At 72.2% G+C, this 18794-nt stretch carries 20 protein-coding genes; 10 read left to right on the top strand and 10 right to left on the bottom strand.

Annotation, left to right across the window (positions count from 1 at the left end):
• Positions 1–143: 143 nt before the first annotated feature.
• Together moaA and ACGFIM_RS31005 are read left to right on the top strand one after the other, a co-directional pair.
• The gene (moaA, locus tag ACGFIM_RS31010; protein WP_393207369.1) at positions 144–1133 is read left to right on the top strand and encodes a GTP 3',8-cyclase MoaA; all 990 of its coding nucleotides are present in this window, start codon (positions 144–146) and stop codon (positions 1131–1133) included.
• 337 nt (positions 1134–1470) lie between these two features.
• Positions 1471–2274 carry an NTP transferase domain-containing protein gene (locus tag ACGFIM_RS31005; RefSeq protein WP_393207366.1) on the top strand — a complete coding sequence of 268 codons (804 nt, stop codon included), beginning with the start codon at positions 1471–1473 and terminating at the stop codon, positions 2272–2274.
• A 305-nt stretch (positions 2275–2579) separates the two neighbouring features.
• On the opposite strand, the gene ACGFIM_RS31000 is transcribed toward ACGFIM_RS31005, so the two are convergent.
• Complete coding sequence (locus ACGFIM_RS31000) at positions 2580–2894, bottom strand: DUF3099 domain-containing protein (RefSeq protein WP_393207363.1); 315 nt, start codon at positions 2892–2894, stop codon at positions 2580–2582.
• Positions 2895–2992: 98 nt separating this feature from the next.
• Between ACGFIM_RS31000 and ACGFIM_RS30995 the strand changes: the two genes are divergently transcribed.
• The gene (locus ACGFIM_RS30995; RefSeq protein ID WP_364065515.1) at positions 2993–3205 is read left to right on the top strand and encodes a dodecin; all 213 of its coding nucleotides are present in this window, start codon (positions 2993–2995) and stop codon (positions 3203–3205) included.
• A 514-nt stretch (positions 3206–3719) separates the two neighbouring features.
• On the opposite strand, the gene ACGFIM_RS30990 is transcribed toward ACGFIM_RS30995, so the two are convergent.
• Positions 3720–5090: a metallopeptidase TldD-related protein gene (locus ACGFIM_RS30990; RefSeq protein ID WP_393207359.1), complete on the bottom strand. Its 1371-nt coding sequence runs from the start codon at positions 5088–5090 to the stop codon at positions 3720–3722.
• On the bottom strand, positions 5087–6580 hold the full coding sequence (locus ACGFIM_RS30985; RefSeq protein ID WP_393207356.1) for a TldD/PmbA family protein: 1494 nt from the start codon (positions 6578–6580) through the stop codon (positions 5087–5089). The genes ACGFIM_RS30990 and ACGFIM_RS30985 overlap by 4 nt, the downstream gene beginning before the upstream one ends.
• Positions 6581–6657: 77 nt before the next feature.
• On the opposite strand from ACGFIM_RS30985, the gene ACGFIM_RS30980 reads away from it, so the two are divergent.
• A complete protein-coding gene (locus ACGFIM_RS30980) occupies positions 6658–7353 on the top strand; it encodes a beta-ketoacyl-ACP reductase (protein WP_393207353.1) in 696 nt (231 codons plus the stop codon).
• Between the two features lies 1 nt (position 7354).
• Entirely contained in the window at positions 7355–8119 is a 765-nt protein-coding gene (fabI, locus tag ACGFIM_RS30975; protein WP_393207350.1) for an enoyl-ACP reductase FabI, read from the top strand.
• 144 nt (positions 8120–8263) lie between these two features.
• Here fabI and ACGFIM_RS30970 read toward each other — a convergent pair whose 3' ends face one another.
• Positions 8264–9112: a hypothetical protein gene (locus tag ACGFIM_RS30970; protein WP_393207348.1), complete on the bottom strand. Its 849-nt coding sequence runs from the start codon at positions 9110–9112 to the stop codon at positions 8264–8266.
• Positions 9113–9260: 148 nt separating this feature from the next.
• Complete coding sequence (locus ACGFIM_RS30965) at positions 9261–10208, bottom strand: aldo/keto reductase (RefSeq protein WP_393207345.1); 948 nt, start codon at positions 10206–10208, stop codon at positions 9261–9263.
• Between the two features lie 64 nt (positions 10209–10272).
• Here ACGFIM_RS30965 and ACGFIM_RS30960 point away from each other — a divergent pair, with 64 nt between their 5' ends.
• From ACGFIM_RS30960 to mshC, 5 genes are read left to right on the top strand one after another with little or no spacing between them, the layout of a single operon-like run.
• A complete protein-coding gene (locus ACGFIM_RS30960; protein WP_393207342.1) occupies positions 10273–10959 on the top strand; it encodes an MSMEG_4193 family putative phosphomutase in 687 nt (228 codons plus the stop codon).
• A gap of 9 nt (positions 10960–10968) precedes the next feature.
• The gene (locus ACGFIM_RS30955; RefSeq protein ID WP_393207339.1) at positions 10969–11517 is read left to right on the top strand and encodes a DUF3090 domain-containing protein; all 549 of its coding nucleotides are present in this window, start codon (positions 10969–10971) and stop codon (positions 11515–11517) included.
• Positions 11514–12278: an SCO1664 family protein gene (locus ACGFIM_RS30950; RefSeq protein WP_364065488.1), complete on the top strand. Its 765-nt coding sequence runs from the start codon at positions 11514–11516 to the stop codon at positions 12276–12278. Before ACGFIM_RS30955 ends, ACGFIM_RS30950 begins: the two co-directional genes overlap by 4 nt.
• A gap of 32 nt (positions 12279–12310) precedes the next feature.
• Entirely contained in the window at positions 12311–12964 is a 654-nt protein-coding gene (locus ACGFIM_RS30945) for an NRDE family protein (RefSeq protein ID WP_393207335.1), read from the top strand.
• 10 nt (positions 12965–12974) lie between these two features.
• Positions 12975–14198: a cysteine--1-D-myo-inosityl 2-amino-2-deoxy-alpha-D-glucopyranoside ligase gene (gene mshC, locus ACGFIM_RS30940; RefSeq protein ID WP_393207332.1), complete on the top strand. Its 1224-nt coding sequence runs from the start codon at positions 12975–12977 to the stop codon at positions 14196–14198.
• Positions 14199–14396: 198 nt separating this feature from the next.
• Here the strand turns inward: mshC and ACGFIM_RS30935 are convergent, their stop codons facing one another.
• Genes ACGFIM_RS30935 through ACGFIM_RS30915 form a run of 5 tightly spaced genes read right to left on the bottom strand, consistent with a single transcriptional unit; the run spans position 14397 to position 18793 of the window.
• Positions 14397–15359 carry a UDP-glucuronic acid decarboxylase family protein gene (locus tag ACGFIM_RS30935; protein ID WP_393207329.1) on the bottom strand — a complete coding sequence of 321 codons (963 nt, stop codon included), beginning with the start codon at positions 15357–15359 and terminating at the stop codon, positions 14397–14399.
• Positions 15356–16228, bottom strand: a complete 873-nt coding sequence (locus tag ACGFIM_RS30930; protein WP_393207326.1) for a glycosyltransferase family 9 protein — start codon at positions 16226–16228, stop codon at positions 15356–15358. Before ACGFIM_RS30930 ends, ACGFIM_RS30935 begins: the two co-directional genes overlap by 4 nt.
• The gene (locus ACGFIM_RS30925) at positions 16219–16893 is read right to left on the bottom strand and encodes an SDR family oxidoreductase (RefSeq protein ID WP_393207323.1); all 675 of its coding nucleotides are present in this window, start codon (positions 16891–16893) and stop codon (positions 16219–16221) included. Before ACGFIM_RS30925 ends, ACGFIM_RS30930 begins: the two co-directional genes overlap by 10 nt.
• On the bottom strand, positions 16890–18227 hold the full coding sequence (locus ACGFIM_RS30920; RefSeq protein WP_393207320.1) for a PfkB family carbohydrate kinase: 1338 nt from the start codon (positions 18225–18227) through the stop codon (positions 16890–16892). Before ACGFIM_RS30920 ends, ACGFIM_RS30925 begins: the two co-directional genes overlap by 4 nt.
• Positions 18224–18793 carry an SIS domain-containing protein gene (locus ACGFIM_RS30915; protein ID WP_393207317.1) on the bottom strand — a complete coding sequence of 190 codons (570 nt, stop codon included), beginning with the start codon at positions 18791–18793 and terminating at the stop codon, positions 18224–18226. Before ACGFIM_RS30915 ends, ACGFIM_RS30920 begins: the two co-directional genes overlap by 4 nt.
• Position 18794 lies beyond the last annotated feature (1 nt).

Below are 18794 nucleotides of genomic sequence, written 5' to 3'. Positions count from 1 at the left end.
GATCAAGGGCCCCCCTCCCTCAGCGTGAGCTCAGAATCGATCTAGGGAACAATGGGTGCTCGAGGCGTGAACCAGGGGATTTCCGGCTGGGCGTAAACCCGACGTAGGCTGGCGATCGGCACACGAACAGGAGGTGACGCCCCGTGTTGCGAGACTCGTTCGGACGGGTGGCGACAGATCTGAGGGTGTCCCTCACCGACAAGTGCAACCTGCGCTGCACGTACTGCATGCCGCCCGAGGGCCTCGACTGGCTGCCGAAGCCCGAGCTGCTCACCGCCGACGAGATCGTCCGCCTGGTCACGATCGGCGTCGAACGCCTCGGCATCACCGAGGTCCGCTACACCGGCGGCGAACCCCTCCTGCGCCGCGAGCTGATCGACATCGTCGCCCGCACCGCCGAGCTCGAGCCCCGCCCGCAGATCTCGCTGACCAGCAACGGCATCGGGCTGGCCCGCCTGGCCGAGCCGCTGGCCGCCGCCGGGCTCGACCGGGTCAACGTCTCGCTCGACACGCTCGACCCCGGCACGTTCATGCGGCTCGCCCACCGCGACCGGCACGCCGACGTCATCGCCGGTCTGGCCGCCGCCGACGCCGCCGGGCTGCGTCCCGTCAAGATCAACGCGGTGCTGATGCGCGGCATCAACGACCATGAGGCCGTGCCGCTGCTGCGCTGGGCCCTCGACCAGGGCTACGAGCTGCGCTTCATCGAGCAGATGCCGCTCGACGCCCAGCACGGCTGGAGCCGCGCCGACATGGTGACCGCCGACGAGATCCTGCGTCTGCTGTCCACCGAGTTCGACCTCATTCCCGACGATCGCGAAGAGCGCGGCAGCGCCCCCGCCGAGCGGTTCCTCGTGAACGGCGGCCCGGCCAGGGTCGGCGTGATCGGCTCGGTGACGCGGCCGTTCTGCGGCGCCTGCGACCGGGTGCGGCTCACCGCCGACGGCCAGGTGCGCAACTGCCTGTTCGCCACCGAGGAGTCCGACCTGAAGACCGCGATGCGGGCCGGGGCTTCCGACGACGAGCTGGCCGAGCGCTGGGTCGCCGCCGTCGCCACCAAGCGCGCCGGGCACGGCATCGACGACCCGTCGTTCCTCCAGCCGGCCCGCCCGATGTCCGCCATCGGCGGCTGACGGTCCGCGACCGGCATGCCCGCCGCCGTGGCTCGCCGCACAGGCAGCGGCGCCGGGCGCATCGTCCGCCATGGTGGCGGCGTCAGATACACCCGTCGCCACGGTGGCAGTGGTCGGCGCGTCCTTCGACATGGTGGGGCGGTCGGCGCACCCTTCATCGCGGTGGCGGCGTCAGGCGAACTCTGCGCGATGGTAGCGGCGTCAGGCGAATTCCTCGCCAGGATGGCGGCGGTCGGCGCGTTCTCAGCCATGGTGAGACCGGCCCGTTCTTCGCCGTGGTGGCGGCGGTCGGAGCTGGGGCGGCTTCGTGGAGCGCGAAAGCGGGCAGGGAGGGGCTGTGAGTGAGGCGTTCGATGCGGTGATCCTGGCCGGTGGGCGGGCCAGGCGGCTGGGCGGGGCGGACAAGCCGGCGCTCACCGTGGGCGGCCGGTCCCTCGTCGAGCACGTGATCGCGGCGGTCGAAGGCGCCCGCACCGTCGTCGTGGCGGGCCCGGAGCGTCGTCCCCTCCCCGGCGTCGTGTACGTCCGGGAGGACCCGCCGGGCAGCGGCCCGGTCCCGGCGCTCGCCGCCGCGCTGCCCCACGTGACGTCCCGCTGGCTGGTCCTGCTGGCCGCGGATCTCCCGTTCATGGGGCAGGGCCACGTGGCGGCGCTGCGCGAAGCGGCCCGGGAGGCGGGCGGCGCCGCCATTCTGCTGGACGACGGCGGGCGGGAGCAGTGGCTGGCGGGCGTGTGGCCGGCGCCCGAGCTCAAGGCGGGCATGGCCGCCTACGAGGGGCGTTCGCTCAGAGGCGTGCTGGCCCCGCTCGTACGCGCCCGGCTCACGTTGCCCGGGCGCCCCTGGTTCGACTGCGACACAATGGACGACCTGGAGGAGGCTCGCATGAACGTGCTGCACGAATGGACCGTCCTGGCCTGCAAGGAGCTGGGCATCGACCCGGCCAGGGTGGACCGCGACCAGATCCTCGACCTCACCAAGGAGGTCGCCCACGGGGTGGCGAGGCCCGCCGCGCCGCTCACCGCCTACCTGCTGGGGCTCGCTCAGGGCGCCGGCACCGCCCCGGAAGACGCCGTCGCCAGATTGACCACATTGGCGAAGAACTGGAGCCGCGCCACCCAAGAGACTCTGACAGACGACTGACACTCGAACGAACTCTTGAAGTCAAGCTCGCCCCAAACCTGAAGATTTCCTGTGAATAACGGGAGGGGGCGAGTGTAAACGATTTCGGGAAAGCCGCCCTATCGAACCGGGGCGATCGGCGCGCGTTGATCGAAACGCGACCCGGGAAAAGGGCGACGCCGGGTGGTTACGGGGGCAAACCACCCGGCGTCGCATCATCGGCGTTCCGACGGGGGCCCGGAACGCCGGCACCAGCACTCCGACGGGGGACCGGAGCGCTTGGCTAAAGCGTACACCTACAACCCATGGGATGCGTCAAGAGTTAGTCACGACCCGATCTCGCGTCGATGCAGCGGTATCTCGGTTTGGTTAGCCTCCGGGCTCTGAAAGGTAGGCGGCGGACCAGGGTTCCCCCTCTCATTGGCCCCGATTACGGCTATGTATGGCAAAAAGACCGCGCCGGCGATGAACAGCAGCCGGTACGGCCACGGGATCGGCACCACGACCGCCAGGATCAGGCAGATCGTGCGGATCCCCATCTTGATCAGATAGCTGACCTCGCGCTTGCGGATGTCGGCCGACAGCGACGGCTTGGCGTCCGTGACCCGGTGGACCTCCGGCTTCCTGCGCCACCCCTTCATGCTTCCCACGGTAGTCCCGCCATGCCGAGCTCCGGACCGTGCCCCGGCAAGGGCAGGGGGTCATGCGACCATGGCCTTCGAGTAAGGAGGATGTGGAGATGACGGATCGCACGTACCGGGTGACCGAGATCGTCGGCACCTCAGGGGAGAGCGTCGACCAGGCCATCCGCAACGGCCTCAAGAGGGCCTCCGAGACGCTGCGGCACCTCGACTGGTTCGAGGTCACGGAGATCAGGGGCCACCTCGACGCGGGGGAGGTCGCCCACTTCCAGGTCGGCATGAAGGTCGGCTTCCGCCTCGAAGACGCCTGAGACGCGCTCACGCCTTCCGGCGTCCGCGCACGGCCCGGCTTCGGCTCAGGCCGTCCGATTCGCTCCGGTTTGCGCCTTCCGGCTCGCTTCGGCGTGCGAGAAGCCTCGTCGAGCCTGTGCAGGCCGCCAGAAGCCCCCTAAGGCTCTCAGAGCCCTCCAGAGGGCGTGCGGCCGTTGCGGGGCGCGTCGAGGCCCTGGCAAGGGGCGTGGACACGCCATAGAGGCGTACGTAGCGCAGAGGAGGCGGTTCGGGCGTCGCAGAGGTGGGCGCCTCGGCGGGCAGTGCGCCGGAAGCCCGAGCAAAGTGCGCGCGGCCAAGCAAGGCCCGGGCGACGGGCGGGCAGCGTGAGCAGCCCCGGGCGGGTCGCGTTCGAGATTGCGGCCGCGCCAGGGGCGCAGACGGCTCGCGCCCGGGCGGGCGTGAAGGCCCGGCCCGAGCGCGAGACAGCGAGACGCGAGGCAGCCGAGAGACGCAGCGTGAGACCCAGAGCGGGCCCGAGGGCCGCTGCGGGCGTCAGTTCGCCTGGCTGACCGTGGACATGTTGAAGTCGGGCACCCGCACCGCCGGCATGATCGCCCGCTGGAAGTAGTCGCTCCACTCCCGGGGCAGCGTGCGGCCGCCCTCGCCGACCTCGGTCATCCGCCCCAGCAGGCCGACGGGGCTCTCGTTGAAGCGGAAGTTGTTCACCTCGCCCACGACCTCGCCGTTCTCGACGAGGTAGACACCGTCGCGGGTCAGCCCGGTGAGGAGCAGCGTCTGGGGATCGACCTCGCGGATGTACCACAGGCAGGTGAGCAGCAGCCCGCGCCGGGTCGAGGCGATCATGTCGTCGAGCGAGGCCGCGCCGTCAGGCCCGGTCATGATGAGGTTGTCGATGGCGGGCGTCACGGGCAGGCCGCTCAGCTCGGCCGAGTGGCGGGTCTGCAGCAGCGCCTCGAGCCGGCCGTCCTTGATCCAGTCGGTACGCGACAGCGGCAGCCCGTTGTCGAACACCGAGCTCTCCCGGCTGGAGGCGTGGGCCGTCACGAACGGCGCGCAGCTGATGCCGGGCGCCGCGGGGTCGCTGGTCAGCGTGACGGGCAGCCGGGCGAGCTGCTCGCCGACGCGGGTGCCGCCGCCCGGCTTGGAGAAGACCGTACGCCCGTCGAGCGCGTCACGCGCACCCGCCGACCAGAACATGTAGATCATCAGATCGGCCACGGCGCTCGGCGGCAGCAGCGTCTCGTAGCGGCCCGCGGGCAGCTCGACGCGGTTCTTCGCCCATTCGAGCCGCTGGGCGAGCGACGAGCCGAGCGCGGAGACGTCGACGTCGGTGAAGTCCTCGGTGGACACGCCCGCCCACGCCGAACGCTTGAGGTCGCCGGACTTGGCGTTGACCTCGAGCCGCCCGGTCGGCTGGTCGTGGCGCAGCCGCACGCCGGCCGAGGTGCCGAGGAACGTGGTGGTCAGCGAGTGCTCGGCGAATCCGTACAGCTTCCTGCCGCCGGCCTCCGCCGCCGCGAACGCCTCCCCCAAAGCGGGGGTGAAGCGCCGGAACACCTCGATGTCGGTCGGCACCACTTCGTCGTCCCAGTGGGGCGAGGCGGGGCCGGCCTCGACGAGCGGCCTGGCGTCCTCCGCGGGCTGCGCCTCGCGCGCCGCCGCGTCGGCCGCCGCCACCACGTCGGCGAGCTGGTCGTCGCGTACGGCCGAGCGCGACACCACGCCGACCTTGCCGCCCGCGATCGAGATGACGGTCAGCCGGGACGAGCGCGCGACGCCGTTCGTGGTCAGCGTGTTGCCCGCGAAGCGCAGGTTGGCGGTGGAGCCCTCGTCCACCAGCACCACGCAGCCGTCGTTAGAGGAGAGCTCGAGCGCCCTCTCCACCATCTCCTGAGGCGTCACTTGCCGCCCTCCTGCACCGTGTTGAGGATCCGTACGCCGCGGAACAGCGCCGACGGGCACCCGTGGCTGACCGGCGCGACCTGTCCCGGCTGGCCCTTGCCGCAGTTGAAGGCGCCGCCGAGCACGTACGTGCCGGGCCCGCCGACCGCCTCCATCGACCGCCAGAAGTCGGTCGTCGTGGCCTGGTAGGCGAAGTCCCTGATCTGGCCGTCCAGCCGGCCGCCGGTGATGCGGTAGGCCCGCTGGGCGGTGAACTGGAAGTTGTAGCGCTGCATGTCGATCGACCAGCTCTTGTCGCCGACGAGGTAGATGCCCCGCTCGACGCCCGCGATCAGGTCGTCGGTGGACGGCCCGTCAGGGGCCGGCGCGAGTGAGACGTTCGCCATGCGCTGGATGGGCATGTGGCCGGGCGAGTCGGCGAACGCGCAGCCGTTGGAGCGGCCGAGCCCCTTCATCAGCGCCATGCGCCGGTCGAGCTGGTAGCCGACCAGGACGCCGTCCTTGATGATGTCGAAGCTCTGCGCCTGCACGCCCTCGTCGTCGTAGCCGATGGTGGCAAGGCCGTGGGTGACGGTGCGGTCGCCGGTGACGTTCATGACGGGGGAGCCGTAGACCAGCTCGCCGAGCTGGTCGAAGGTGGCGAAGCTGGTGCCGGCGTAGGCGGCCTCGTAGCCGAGGGCGCGGTCGAGCTCGGTGGCGTGGCCGATCGACTCGTGGATCGTCAGCCACAGGTTGGACGGGTCGATGACCAGGTCGTACTCGCCGGCCTCGACGGAGGGCGCGGCCAGCTTCTCCGCCAGCAGCTCGGGCAGCCTGGCCAGCTCGCCCTGCCAGTCCCAGTGGTCGCCGGTGAGGTACTCGTAGCCGCGGCCGGTCGGCGGCGCCAGCGTGGACATGTCGTCGAAGCCGTGCTCGCCCGTCTTCATGGCGTTGAGCGTGGGGTGGACCCGCACCCGCTGCTGGGTGGTCACGGTGCCGGCGGTGTCGGCGTAGAACTTCTGCTCTTTGACCTGCAGCAGCCGGGCCGAGACGTGGTCGGCGCCCTTGAGCAGCCCGGCGGACCATTCGGCCAGCAGGCTCACTTTGTCGGACGTGGCCACGTCGAACGGGTCGATCTCGTAGTCGGACACCCACACGGCCTCGGCGTGGACCGGCTCGGGAGCCAGCTCGATGCGCTCCCTGTTGATGGGGGCGCTCACCTCCGCCACGCGCACGGCCTGCTCGGCCACCCTGGCGGCGGCCTCGGGCGTCAGGTGGATGCCGGAGGCGAAGCCCCAGGTGCCGTTCTTGACCACGCGTACCGCGTAGCCCAGATCGTCGGCGTCCATGGAACCTTCGAGCCGGGCGTCGTACAGGCTGAGGGACTCGGCCCTGATGCGTTCGAGCCGGAAGTCCGCGTGCTCGGCGCCGAGGTCGCGAGCGCGTTGCAGAGCGGCGTCCGCGAGCTGCCGCAGCGGCAGCTCCAGGAAGTCGGAATCGATCTGGCGCATGTCCACGATCCTAACCCTGTGATCTTGTGCCACCCGGACAAGCGGATACCGGCCGGTAGGGGATACCGTCGTGTGTCATGGCACGCTCTGTACTCGTCACCGGGGGCAATCGCGGCATAGGCCTCGCGATCGCCCGAGAACTCGCCGCGGCAGGCGACGCCGTCGCGGTCACGTACCGATCGGGTGAGCCGCCCGAGGGCCTGTTCGGCGTGCGCTGCGACGTCACCAGCACCGCCGACGTCGAGGCCGCCTTCGACAAGGTCGAGGCCGAGCAGGGTCCGGTCGAGGTGCTGGTCTCCAACGCCGGCATCACCAAGGACACGCTGCTGGCGATGATGAAGGAAGAGACCTTCACCGACGTCATCGACACCAACCTCACCGGCGCCTACCGCGTCGCCAAGCGGGCCATCAGGCCCATGATGCGGCTCAAGCGCGGCCGGATCATCCTCATCTCCTCCGTCATCGGCCTCACCGGCCAGGCCGGCCAGGCCAACTACGCCGCCTCCAAGGCGGGCCTGGTCGGTTTCGCCCGCTCGCTGGCGCGCGAGTACGGCTCGCGCAACATCACCGTCAACGTCGTCTCGCCCGGCTTCGTCGCCACCGACATGACCGCGGAGCTGGACCACGAGGCCATCGTGTCCAACATCCCGCTCGGGCGGCAGGCGGCCCCCGAGGAGATCGCGCGCGTCGTGCGCTTCCTGGCGAGCGACGACGCCTCCTACATCACCGGGGCCGTGATCCCGGTCGACGGCGGACTCGGAATGGGGCACTGACATGGGCATTCTCGACGGCAAGCGGATCCTCGTCACCGGGGTGCTGACCGACGCGTCGATCGCGTTCGCGGTGGCCAAGCTGGCGCAGGAGGAGGGCGCGAAGGTCGTGCTGACCGGCTTCGGCCGGCTCAGCCTCGTCGAGCGCATCGCCAAGCGGCTGCCCGAGCCCGCGCCGGTGCTGGAGCTCGACGTCCAGAACACCGAACACCTCGACACGCTGGCCGACCGCGTGGGCGAGCACGTCGACGGGCTCGACGGCGTCGTCCACTCCATCGGCTTCGCCCCGCAGTCCGCGCTCGGCGGCAACTTCCTCAACACCTCGTGGGAGGACGTCGCCACGGCGCTGCAGGTCTCCACGTACTCCTACAAGTCGCTGGCCGTGGCCTGCCTGCCGCTGATGAAGGAGGGCGGCGCGGTGGTCGGCCTCGACTTCGACGCCTCCAAGGCGTGGCCGGTCTACGACTGGATGGGCGTGGCGAAGGCCGGGCTCGAGTCCTGCAACCGCTACCTCGCCCGCGACCTCGGCAAGCACAACATCCGCGTCAACCTCGTGGCGGCCGGGCCGCTGCGCACGATGGCGGCCAAGTCGATCCCCGGCTTCAAGGAGTTCGAGGACAGCTGGCCGGAGAAGGCGCCGCTCGGCTGGGACCTCGCCGACACCATGCCCACGGCGCGGGCGTGCGTGGCGCTGCTGTCCGACTGGTTCCCGGCGACGACCGGCGAGATCGTCCACGTCGACGGCGGCGTCCACGCCATCGGCGGCTGACCGTCCCCGCCACCGCCTGAACCCCTGGCCCGCCCGTCGGGCCGGGGGTTTCGTGTTGTCCGGCCGGAGCTTCGGCCGGGGGCGTGAGGTCCGGCGGGGCGGCCGGGGCCGCTGGGGGTTCTCGGGTGCGGTCGTTCGAGGGCGTCAGGCGAGGCGGTGGCGGCCGTTGCCGGCGCGGGCGGGCTCGAAGGGGATCGATTCGGTGGACTCGCCCTGGTGCCGCCGCTGCTGGACGATGCGCGTGGCGAGCACCGCGGAGCCGAGCAGCGCGATGGTCAGCACCGTGCCGAGCACGTCGGAGGCCGGCGGGCTGGGCCGCACCACCCGGCGGTCCTGCATCGGCACGGCCAGCTCGTGCGAGAACGGGTTGGGCCACAGCAGATCGACCCGGGGTTCTTCGGCGTGCGCGGTCTTCTTCGGCGTCACCGGGCGCTGCGTGCTCTGCCGCTGCGGGGGCCTGGACGGCTCGGGCCGGGCGGGGACCGGCAGGGGGATGGAGGTGGCGGTGGCGGAGATGAGGCCCTCGGGCGGCTGGTCGGTGGGGGAGGGGGACGGCGAGATGTCGGGCTTGGGGGTGAGCCGGTCGACGCTGCTGCGGCCGGAGCAGGACGACGTGGCCAGGCAGTCGTCGTCGTCCTCGGGCGGGCCGGGGGTCGCCGAGGGGTCCGGCCTGCCGGTCGGCGGCCCGTCCTCGTCCTCGTCGGTGTCCACCTTCGGCTTGGCGGTCGGCAGCACCTCGCCGACGCGCCCGAGCACCTCGTCGGTGGTCTTGTCGAGCCCGTCCGTCACCTTGCGGGTCGTGCCGCCGGTCAGCGTGTCGACCGTTCCAGTGAGCGCCTGGACGACGTCGCACAGCGTGTTGGTCACTCCTGAGAGCAGGCCACCGTCGCGCGTGCAGTCCTGGGCGGTGGCCGATGCGGCGGGAGCCCCCACCGGGACGGCCACCAGCGCCACCGCGAGAACTCCGGCCGAGATCGCGGTTCTGGTCCCCATCCGTCCCCTCCTGCGTCGCTTCCGGGAGAAATCTTGCTGGACATCAGGCGGACGACGCAGGCTTTTTGCGGCCGAAGTTGCGTTTCGGTATCGACTAGTGATACGCGAGCGAGGCTTACGTTCCTCGCGGCGGTGACGGCGCGCCGTCCTAGTCGATCGACGACACGTCATCGAGTGCCTCTCGGATCTCTATCGGCAGCACGACGTCCTCGGCGGGCAGGATGCCTTTGAGCTGCGCGTGCGTGCGGGCGCCGACGATGGCCGAGGCGACGCCGGGCTGGTCGCGCACCCACGACAGGGCCACGGCCAGCGGCGACACGCCGAGGCCGTCGGCCGCGGTCATGACGGACTCGACGACCCGGCGGCTGCGCTCGTCCAGATAGGGGCGGACGAAGTCGGCGAAGTGGGGGGTCGCGGCCCGCGAGTCGGCGGGGATGCCGGTGCGGTATTTGCCGGTCAGCACCCCGCGGCCGAGCGGCGACCAGGCCAGCACGCCGACGCCGAGGTGGGCGGCGGCGGGCAGCAGCTCCCGCTCGGGCTCGCGGGCCAGCAGCGAGTATTCGGTCTGGGCGGCGGTGATCGGGATGCGGCCGGGCACCATCTTCTGGGTGACGGCCGCGGCGGCGAGCTGCCAGCCGGTGTAGTCGCAGACGCCGGCGTAGACGGCGCGGCCGGAGGAGACGATCGCGTCGAGTGCGGCCAGGGTCTCCTCCAGCGGCACCTCGTCGTCGTAGGTGTGCAGCTGCCACAGATCGACGTAGTCGAGCCCGAGGCGGTTGAGCGAGTCGTCGACGGCGGCGATGAGATGGCGCCTGGAGGCGTCGCGCGGGCGGCGGCCCTGCGGCGTCACCACGGCCTTGGTGGAGATCACCAGCTCCGAGCGCGGCACCGTGTCGCGCAGCATCCGGCCGAGCAGCCGCTCGGAGTCGCCGCCGGTATAGACGTCGGCCGTGTCGACGAGGTTGCCGCCCGCGTCGAGGAACGTGCGGAGCTGGGCCGCGGCCTCGTCCGCGTCGGTGTCACGCCCCCAGGTCATCGTGCCGAGTCCCAACCGGGACACCGACAGGCCGCTGTGGCCGACATAGCGCTGCTCCATGATCCCGCCAGGTTACCGTTCAGGCCGATGAAACGTCGTGATAGACGCCTGCGACACTTGCGGAATGACCACGTTGATTCTGGTCCGGCACGGGCTGACGGACCTTACGGGGCCGGTGCTGGCCGGCCGCACCCCAGGGGTGCATCTGAGCGAGGCGGGCAGGGCGCAGGCCGCCGCGCTCGCCGGGCGCGTCGCGGGCGTCAGGCTCGACGCCATTGTCTCCAGCCCGCTCGAGCGCTGCTTGGAAACGGCGGAAGCCGTCGCGGACGGACGCGGGCTCGAGGTGATCGCCGATGAGCGGTTCATCGAGTGCGGCTACGGGGATTGGACGGGCCGGCCGCTGAAGGAGCTGGCCGAGGAGCCGTTGTGGCCGGTCGTGCAGGCGCATCCGAGCGCGGTGACGTTCCCCGGCGGGGAAGCGGTGGCGGACATGCAGCACCGGGCCGTCGCCGCGGTCCGCGACTGGAATGAACGCCTCGGGGAGAAGGCTATATACCTCGTGTGCAGTCACGGCGATGTGATCAAGTCCATCGTGGCCGACGCGCTGGGGCTTCACCTCGATAACTTTCAGCGGATAACTGCCGATCCGGCCGCGGTCACCGTCATTCGCTATGCCCCCTTGCGTCCCTTTGTCCACAGGATTAACGATATGGGGGAATTGAAGCTGTCCGAGGATTCGGAGGAGAAAGACGGGGGAGAAAACATCACCGGGAGCGATGCCGCCGTCGGCGGCGGGTCCGGAACCACGTAAGGTCAGGCTATGCCGGTCTTCGACTACGACCCACCGGAGAGGTTCGTCGCCGGTGCCCTGGGGCGGCCGGGCGCGCGGGTCTTCTTCCTGCAGGCCAGGGCCGAGGGCAGACTGACCACGGTGGCACTGGAGAAACTGCAGGTGGCGGCGCTCGCGGGCAGACTCGACGAGCTGCTCGACGAGGTCCTGCGGCTCAGCGGAGGCACCGCCCAGGTGCCCGCGCTGGCGCCCGCCGACCTGGCCGACGACGGTCCTCTCGACACGCCGGTCGCGGAGGACTTCCGCGTCGGCACCATGGCGCTGACCTGGGATGCGGAGAAGTCACAGGTGGTGATCGAGGCGCAGGAGGTCATCGACGAAGACGATCTCGACAAGGTCGAGCCCTCGGTGCTGCGCGTGCGCATCAGCGCCGGGGCTGCGCGGGCCTTCAGCCAGCGAGCGCTCCAGATCGTCGCGGCGGGCCGTCCCCCGTGCCCGCTGTGCGGCCAGCCCCTCGACGCCACGGGGCACGTGTGCGTCCGACTCAACGGCTACCGCGGGGGTGAGGCGGCTTCATGACCGCTCCCGAGAGCGAACCGGCCGTCAAGCCCGCCCCGCCGCCTCCCGTGCATGACGAGGAGGCTCTCACGCTGCTGCGCGAGGGGACGCTGGAGGTCGCGGGCCGCCTGGTCGAGGCGACCAACATGACGCTCTACTGCTCGGTCAGGCTCGGCGACCGCCAGGCCGCCTGCGTCTACAAGCCCGTACGCGGCGAGCGCCCCCTGTGGGACTTCCCCGACGGCACCCTCGCCGCCCGCGAGGTCGCCGCCTTCGAGGTCTCCCAGGCCACCGGCTGGCGCATCGTGCCGCCCACGGTCTACCGCGACGGGCCCTTCGGCCCCGGCATGTGCCAGCTGTGGATCGACACCGAGCGCGAGATCGACCTCATGCGGCTGGTCAAGAGCCGCAACCCGGTCGTGCGCCGGATGGCGGTCTTCGACGCGGTGGTCAACAACGCCGACCGCAAGGGCGGCCACCTGCTGCCCCTGCCCACCGGCCACGTCTACGGGGTCGATCACGGCGTGTGCTTCTCCGTCGAGGACAAGCTCCGCACGGTCCTGTGGCAGTGGCGGGGCAAGCCGCTCTCCCGCGAGGCGGTGGCGGTGCTCGCCAAGCTCGAACGCGACATCGAGTCGGGCCCGCTCGGCCGCCGGCTGCGCGAGCTGCTGTCGCTTGCCGAGGTCGAGGCCACCTGGCAGCGGGTGCGGCGGCTGCTCGACACCGGCGTGCACCCCTATCCGTCGGAGGGCTGGCCCGCGATACCCTGGCCCCCGATCTAGGGCGATCGTCGCCGGTTCATTACCATTTGCCCATGTGCACGCTGATCGTGAGGACCGGCCGGGAGCTGACGCTCATGGGCGTCAGGGACGAGTTCGCCGACCGGCCCTGGGAGGGGCCGGGCGAGCACTGGCCCGACGACTATCCCGGCGTGATCGGCGGGCGCGACCTCAAGGCGGGCGGCACCTGGCTGGCCGTCAACCCGGCGGCCCGGCGTGCCGCCGCCCTGCTCAACGGGCACGGCAAGCCCGCCGATGAGACGACGAAGGTCTCCCGGGGCGACCTCGCGCTGCGCGCGGCGTACACGGGGGAGGGACCCGGCGCCGACCTGAGCCGCTACGACCCCTTCCACCTCGTGCTCGCCGACCTCGGCGAGGTGCGGATGTGGAGCTGGAACGGCGAGCGGCTCACCACCGCGCCGCTGCCCGCGGGCACCAGCATGGTCGTCAACTCCGGCCTCGACCCCGAAAGCGAGCGCGTGGCCGCGTACCTGCCGCGCTTCCGCGCCGCCGAGGACTGGAGCGAGTTCGCCACCGAGCCGCCCTCCGGCGACCGCGGCGCGCTCATCATCAGGCACGAGATGCCGGACGGCCGCGTCTTCGCCTCCCTGTCGGTGATGCGGGTCTCCATCGCGCCCGAGGGTGTGACGTACGACTTCACCGACCTGACCGCCGATCAGGACAGATAGGCTCAAAGGCATGAGATCGTGGTCTGCCCAGAACGTTCCAAAACTCCCAGGTAGCAGCATTCCGCTGAGTCTCTACGACACGTCGGCCAGGCAGGTGCGGCAGACCGATCCAGGGCCGACGGCCAGGATGTACGTCTGCGGCATCACCCCGTACGACGCCACCCACCTCGGCCACGCCAACACCTACCTCGCCTTCGACCTCGTCGGCCGCATGTGGCGCGACGCCGGCCACGAGGTCCACTACACCCAGAACGCCACCGACGTGGACGATCCGCTGCTGGAGCGGGCCGAGCAGACCGGCGTCGACTGGCAGGAGCTGGCCGAGCGGGAGATCGAGCTGTTCCGCGGCGACATGGAGGCGCTGCGCATCCTGCCGCCCCGCGAGTACGTCGGCGTCACCGAGATCATCGACCGCGTGGCCGACCTCATCATCCGGCTGTCGGCCAAGGGCGTCACCTACACCCTCGACGGCGACGTCTACTTCAGCGTCGCCGACGCCCCCAAGTTCGGCCAGGTGTCCGGCTACGACGAGCAGCAGATGCTGGCCCTGTTCGCCGAGCGCGGCGGCGACCCCGGCCGCCCCGGCAAGCGCCACCCGCTCGACTGGCTGATGTGGCGGGCCGAGCGCCCCGGAGAGCCCGCCTGGGACTCGCCGCTCGGCCGCGGCAGGCCCGGCTGGCACATCGAATGCACCACGATCGCCCTCGACTACCTGGGAGCGGGATACGACGTCGCCGGCGGCGGCTCCGACCTGATCTTCCCGCACCACGAGTGCGGCGCCTCGGAAGGGCACGCGGCCACCGGCGAGTGGCCGTTCGCCAAGTTCTACACCCACGCCGGCATGGTCGGCCTCGACGGCGAGAAGATGTCGAAGTCGAGGGGCAACCTCATCTTCGTCTCCAAGCTGCGGCAGGCCCACGACCCCATGGCGATCAGGCTCGCCCTGCTCGCCCACCACTACCGCACCGACTGGGAGTACACGCCGGACCAGATCGAGGCGGCCGAGCGGCGGCTGGCCCGCTGGCGCTCCGCCGTCGCGCTGCCCGCCGGCCCCCCGGCCGGCGACCTACTGGCCACGGTCCGCGAGCGGCTCGCCGCCGACCTCGACGCGCCCGGCGCGCTGGCCGCCATCGACGCCTGGGCCGACGACGCGCTCGCCCGCCCCGGCTCCGACCCCTCCGCCCCCGCCCTCGTCAAGGACCTCGCCGACGCCCTCCTCGGCGTCGCGCTCTGACGAACCCGCAGGCGCCCCGGCCACCCCGGCTCAGGCGCCCGGGCCGGGGTGGCCGGGCGCAGACCGCCGCGCGGGTCCACCCGATCCGGCGGCCGTCACCCAAGCCGGGCAGGCGGGCCGGGGGTCTGTCATGACAAGCCGGACCTGAAACGCGGTGCGTCCCCGGTCGTCCCACCGGACGGCCGGGCACCCGGCGCGTCAGACCTCGACGCGTTCGAGCCGGGAGATCGCGGCCAGCTCCGCCGAGAACCACTCGATCGTGCGGCGCAGCCCCTCCTCGGCCGGCACCTGAGCCCGCCAGCCCAGCCGCTCCCAGGCGAGCGTGGTGTCGGGCCTGCGCACCTTCGGATCGTCGGCGGGCCGGTCGATGAAGCGGATCTCCGACGGCGACCCGGTCAGCTTCTTGATCAGGGTGGCCAGCTCCAGCATGGTGAGCTCGTCGGGGTTGCCGATGTTGACGGGACCGGCGAAGTCGCAGGCGGCCATGGCGAGGATGCCCGAGACCGTGTCGTCCACGTAGCAGATGGAGCGGGTCTGCGAGCCGTCGCCGGTGACCGTGATCGGCTCGCCGGTCAGCGCCTGCCGGATGAACGTCGGGATCGCCCGCCCGTCGAACGGCCGCATGCGGGGCCCGTAGGTGTTGAAGATGCGCACGATGCCGGTGTTGGTGCCCCGCGCGTGCCGGTAGGCGGTGGTCAGCGACTCGGCGAAGCGCTTGGCCTCGTCGTACACGCTGCGCGGGCCGACCGGGTTGACGTTGCCCCAGTACGTCTCCTTCTGCGGGTGCTCCAGCGGGTCGCCGTACACCTCGCTGGTGGAGGCCAGGATGAACCGGGAGCCCTTCTCCCTGGCCAGGCCGAGCGCGTGGAGGGTGCCGACGCTGCCGACCCGCAGGGTCTCGATGGGGTAGCGCAGGTAGTCGGCGGGCGAGGCGGCCGAGGCGAAGTGCAGGACGAGGTCGAGCCGGTCGGGCACGTGCACGTATCCGGTCAGGTCGCACTCGATGAGCCGGAACTCCGGCCGTTCCAGCAGATGCTCGACGTTGCGCGGCCCCCCGGTCAGGAAGCTGTCCATGCAGATGACCTCGGCGCCTTCGTCCAGCAGCCGTTCGCACAGGTACGAGCCCAGGAACCCCGCGCCCCCCGTGACCAGAGCCCTCATGACGTTACCTCCATGGCCGCTTCGACGACTTCGGACACCTCGATCTCGAGCAGGCCGGGGTCCGGCCGCTCGCCGTGCGGGTCGCCGTGGTGCCCGGTCCACAGCGCGATGTGCCGCCAGCCCGGCGGCGGGCCCCACAGCCTGGGGGAGACGGGGCCGAACAGCACCACCGACGGCACGCAGAACGCGGTCGCCAGATGGGCGACCCCGGTGTCGCCGCACACCACCAGCCGGGCCCGGCTGACGAGGTCGATCAGGTCGGCCAGGCTGGTGCGCCCGGCCAGCATGCGCTCGGGCGGCAGCCCCGCGAGCTCGGCCACGCGGGTCGCGATCGGCACCTCGGTCGCGTTGCCGGTGACGACGACGTCGTCCAAGGCCGCGGCCACCTCGGCGAAGCGCTCGGGCGGCCAGCGCCGCGCCGGGTAGGCGGCGCCCGGATGCACGATCGCCGGCCCCGTACGGTCGGAGATGCCCAAGGTGAGGTCCGCGGGGTCGGCCGGGATGCCGTACCACTCCAGCAGCCCGCACCAGCGCCGCACCTCGTGCACGCCCTCCTGCCACGCGGGGCCGGTGCCGAAGCCGAGCAGCCGCCCCGGGCGGGTGCGCTCCAGCGCCTCGATGCTCTGCGGGCCCTTGCCGTGCAGGTTGACCGCGACGTCCGGCCGCTCGAACGGCACCGGCCCGGGCCCCGCCACGTCCACCTGGTCGTCCACCGCGCCGATCAGCGGCAGCAGCGCGCCGAGCGCGCGCGGCGCCGCCAGCGTGATGCGGTGATCGGGGAACGCCTGCCGCAGCGCCCGCAGCGCGGGCACGGCCGTGAGCAGGTCGCCCAGGCCGAGCCCGCGCAGCGCCACCAGTTCTAGGGCCATGACGTCTCCGTGGACGGGCAGACGACGAGCTCTCTCACCTCGCATCCGGCCGGCTGCCGCAGCGCGAAGACGATGGCCTGGGCGACGTCCGCCGGGTCGTTCAGCCCGGCCTCCGGCCCCGGCTTGTACTGCTCGGGCCGGCCGTCGAAGAAGCTCGTCCGCATGCCGCCGGGGATGAGCAGGGTCACCCCCACCTCGCCGCGCAGCTCGATCGCCAGCGCCCTGGTGAAGCCGACGACGCCGAACTTCGACGCCGAGTAGGCGGAGGCGTCGCTGAGCGGCCGCAGGCCCAGCGTGGATGCGCAGGTGACCACCGTGCCCCTGGTGTGCTTCAGGTACGGCAGCGCCGCCCGCACCACCGAGGCCGTCCCCAGCAGGTTGACCTTGATGACCCGCTCCCAGTCGTCGGCCGGCACGTCCTCCAGCCGCCCGCACGCGTCGATGCCCGCGGCGGTGACGACGCCGTCGAGGCCGCCCGCCCGCTCGGCCAGCTCGCGCACCGCGCGCTCGGCCTCACCCCGGTCGGCCAGGTCCGCGGTCACGTGCTCGAAGCGCTGGTCGGGCGCGCGCACGTCGATGACGAGCGCCTTCCAGCCCTCCTTCTCCACCGCCTCCGCGGTGGCCAGGCCGAGCCCGGACGCGCCCCCCGTAATGAGAATGTTCACTGGATCCCCCTGATCAGATCGGTTGTGGACCGCCCCGGCAGCGTGCTCAGCACGACGATCTCCGCGCCGAGCCTGCCGAGGACCTCGGCTTCGGGCAGCGCCTCCTCCTCGTAGTCGCCGCCCTTCACCCACACGTCGGGCCTGAGAAGCTCGATGGCCGCCGCCGGGGTGTCCTCGTCGAACACCAGCACGGCGTCCACGCAGCCCAGGGCCCGCAGCACCTCCACCCGGTCGCGCACGTCCACGACGGGCCGCGACGGGCCCTTCAGGCGGCGTACCGAGTCGTCGGAGTTGACGCAGACGACGAGCGCGTCGCCGAGCGCCCTGGCCCGTCGCAGCAGGCTCACGTGGCCGGCGTGCAGCAGGTCGAAGCAGCCGCCTGTGGCGATCAGCCGGCCGCCCTGGGCGCGGACCAGCGCCGCCACCTCCAGGGCGGTGCGCGGCCGGTCGCCGAGCCGCTGCTCGTGCACCTTCACCGAGGCGGCGCCGCCGCGCTCGACGAAGCGGGACGCCTCGCCGACGCCGATCGTGATCGCCTCCTCGGCGTCCGCGCCGTCGCGCATGGCCAGCGCCGCCGCTCCCGCCAGCCGGTCGCCCGCGCCGCACGCGTCATGCCCGCCGGCACGCACCGGCGGCGGCACCGTGATCAGCGGGCCGCCCGCCACGGCCAGCGCGGCGCCGCGCTCGCCGGTGGTGACCGCCACCGCCTCGGCACGCAGCGCCCGCACCAGCCGGCGGGCGGCCTGGTCGGGCCCCTGGTAGCCGGACGGGCACATCTGGCGCGCCTCCGCCTCGCTCGGCGTCAGCAGCGCGCAGCCCGGTATCGGCTGCTCGCCGCGCGGATGCGGGTCCCACACCACCGGTACGGAGATCTCGCGCAGCAGCGCGCGGGCCATCCTGGCGACCCCCCTGCCGTAGTCGGACACCAGCACCGCGCCCGCCCGCGAGATCGCCTGCGCCGCCTCCTCGGTGGGGGAGAACCGCGCCGTGCCGTCGCCGGTGTCCAGCCTGACGAGCGTCTGGCCGCGCGACCTGATCCTGGTCTTGCGCACGGTGCCGCCGCGCAGCGGCAGCCGCACCAGGTCGAGCTCCTCCGACAGCAGCCCGCACAGGCGGCGGCCGTCCTCGTCGTCGCCGACCGCCGTGATCAGCACCACGTCCGCGCCGTCACGGGCGGCGAGCAGCGCCGCGAGGCCCGCGCCGCCCGGCCTGGCCCGCTCGGCGGAGACGTCCACCACGGGGACGGGGGCGTCCGGGCAGAGCCGGTCGGCCGCGCCCTCGACGTCCATGTCGAGCAGCGTGTCGCCGATGACGACCAGCGGCCCCGCCGTCACAGCGCCTCCTCCAGCGCTCCCTCAAGGGCTTCCTCGAGCGCGTCGCACAGCAGGTGGATCAGCGCCAGGTGCACCTCCTGCACGGTGGCCGTCTCACCCGGCACGGCGACCGCCTCATGGCACAGCTCGCCCAGCGCGTTCGGCCCTGGACCCGTCATCGCCCACGCCGTCACCCCGCACTCGCGCGCCGCCTCCGCCGCGGCCAGCACGTTCGGGCTGCCGCCGCTGGTCGACAGGCACACCAGCACGTCGCCGGGACGCCCGTGCGCGCGCACCTGGCGGGCGTAGACCTGCTCGGCGCCGAAGTCGTTCGCGATCGCGGTCACCGAGGAGCCGTCGGCGTGCAGCGGGATCGCCGCGTACGGGCGCCGGTCGTCCCTGAACCTGCCGACCAGCTCGGCCGTCAGATGCTGGGCCTCCGCCGCCGAGCCGCCGTTGCCGCAGGCCAGCAGCCGGCCGCCGGACGACAGCACGCCGGCCAGCCGCCCGCCCCACGACCGGACGGCGGCCGCCTGGTCATCGAGCTTCTCCAGGGCGTTCCAGAGCTTTTCCAGATGGGCATCCATG

The organism is Nonomuraea sp. NPDC049309, assembly GCF_043196965.1.
Classification (GTDB): Bacteria; Actinomycetota; Actinomycetes; order Streptosporangiales; family Streptosporangiaceae; genus Nonomuraea; species Nonomuraea fastidiosa.
The sequence above is the reverse complement of the archived record's forward strand: the minus strand, read 5'-3'. Positions and strand labels throughout refer to the sequence as shown.

Coding starts and splice junctions, on each gene's coding strand:
- ACGFIM_RS31000 (WP_393207363.1), bottom strand. CDS start 2,894: ATGAAGGGGTGGCGCAGGAAGCCGGAGGTCCACCGGGTCACGGACGCC.
- ACGFIM_RS30995 (WP_364065515.1), top strand. CDS start 2,993: ATGACGGATCGCACGTACCGGGTGACCGAGATCGTCGGCACCTCAGGG.
- ACGFIM_RS30985 (WP_393207356.1), bottom strand. CDS start 6,580: ATGCGCCAGATCGATTCCGACTTCCTGGAGCTGCCGCTGCGGCAGCTC.
- ACGFIM_RS30980 (WP_393207353.1), top strand. CDS start 6,658: ATGGCACGCTCTGTACTCGTCACCGGGGGCAATCGCGGCATAGGCCTC.
- fabI (WP_393207350.1), top strand. CDS start 7,355: ATGGGCATTCTCGACGGCAAGCGGATCCTCGTCACCGGGGTGCTGACC.
- ACGFIM_RS30970 (WP_393207348.1), bottom strand. CDS start 9,112: ATGGGGACCAGAACCGCGATCTCGGCCGGAGTTCTCGCGGTGGCGCTG.
- ACGFIM_RS30965 (WP_393207345.1), bottom strand. CDS start 10,208: ATGGAGCAGCGCTATGTCGGCCACAGCGGCCTGTCGGTGTCCCGGTTG.
- ACGFIM_RS30960 (WP_393207342.1), top strand. CDS start 10,273: ATGACCACGTTGATTCTGGTCCGGCACGGGCTGACGGACCTTACGGGG.
- ACGFIM_RS30955 (WP_393207339.1), top strand. CDS start 10,969: ATGCCGGTCTTCGACTACGACCCACCGGAGAGGTTCGTCGCCGGTGCC.
- ACGFIM_RS30950 (WP_364065488.1), top strand. CDS start 11,514: ATGACCGCTCCCGAGAGCGAACCGGCCGTCAAGCCCGCCCCGCCGCCT.
- ACGFIM_RS30945 (WP_393207335.1), top strand. CDS start 12,311: ATGTGCACGCTGATCGTGAGGACCGGCCGGGAGCTGACGCTCATGGGC.
- mshC (WP_393207332.1), top strand. CDS start 12,975: ATGAGATCGTGGTCTGCCCAGAACGTTCCAAAACTCCCAGGTAGCAGC.
- ACGFIM_RS30935 (WP_393207329.1), bottom strand. CDS start 15,359: ATGAGGGCTCTGGTCACGGGGGGCGCGGGGTTCCTGGGCTCGTACCTG.
- ACGFIM_RS30930 (WP_393207326.1), bottom strand. CDS start 16,228: ATGGCCCTAGAACTGGTGGCGCTGCGCGGGCTCGGCCTGGGCGACCTG.
- ACGFIM_RS30915 (WP_393207317.1), bottom strand. CDS start 18,793: ATGGATGCCCATCTGGAAAAGCTCTGGAACGCCCTGGAGAAGCTCGAT.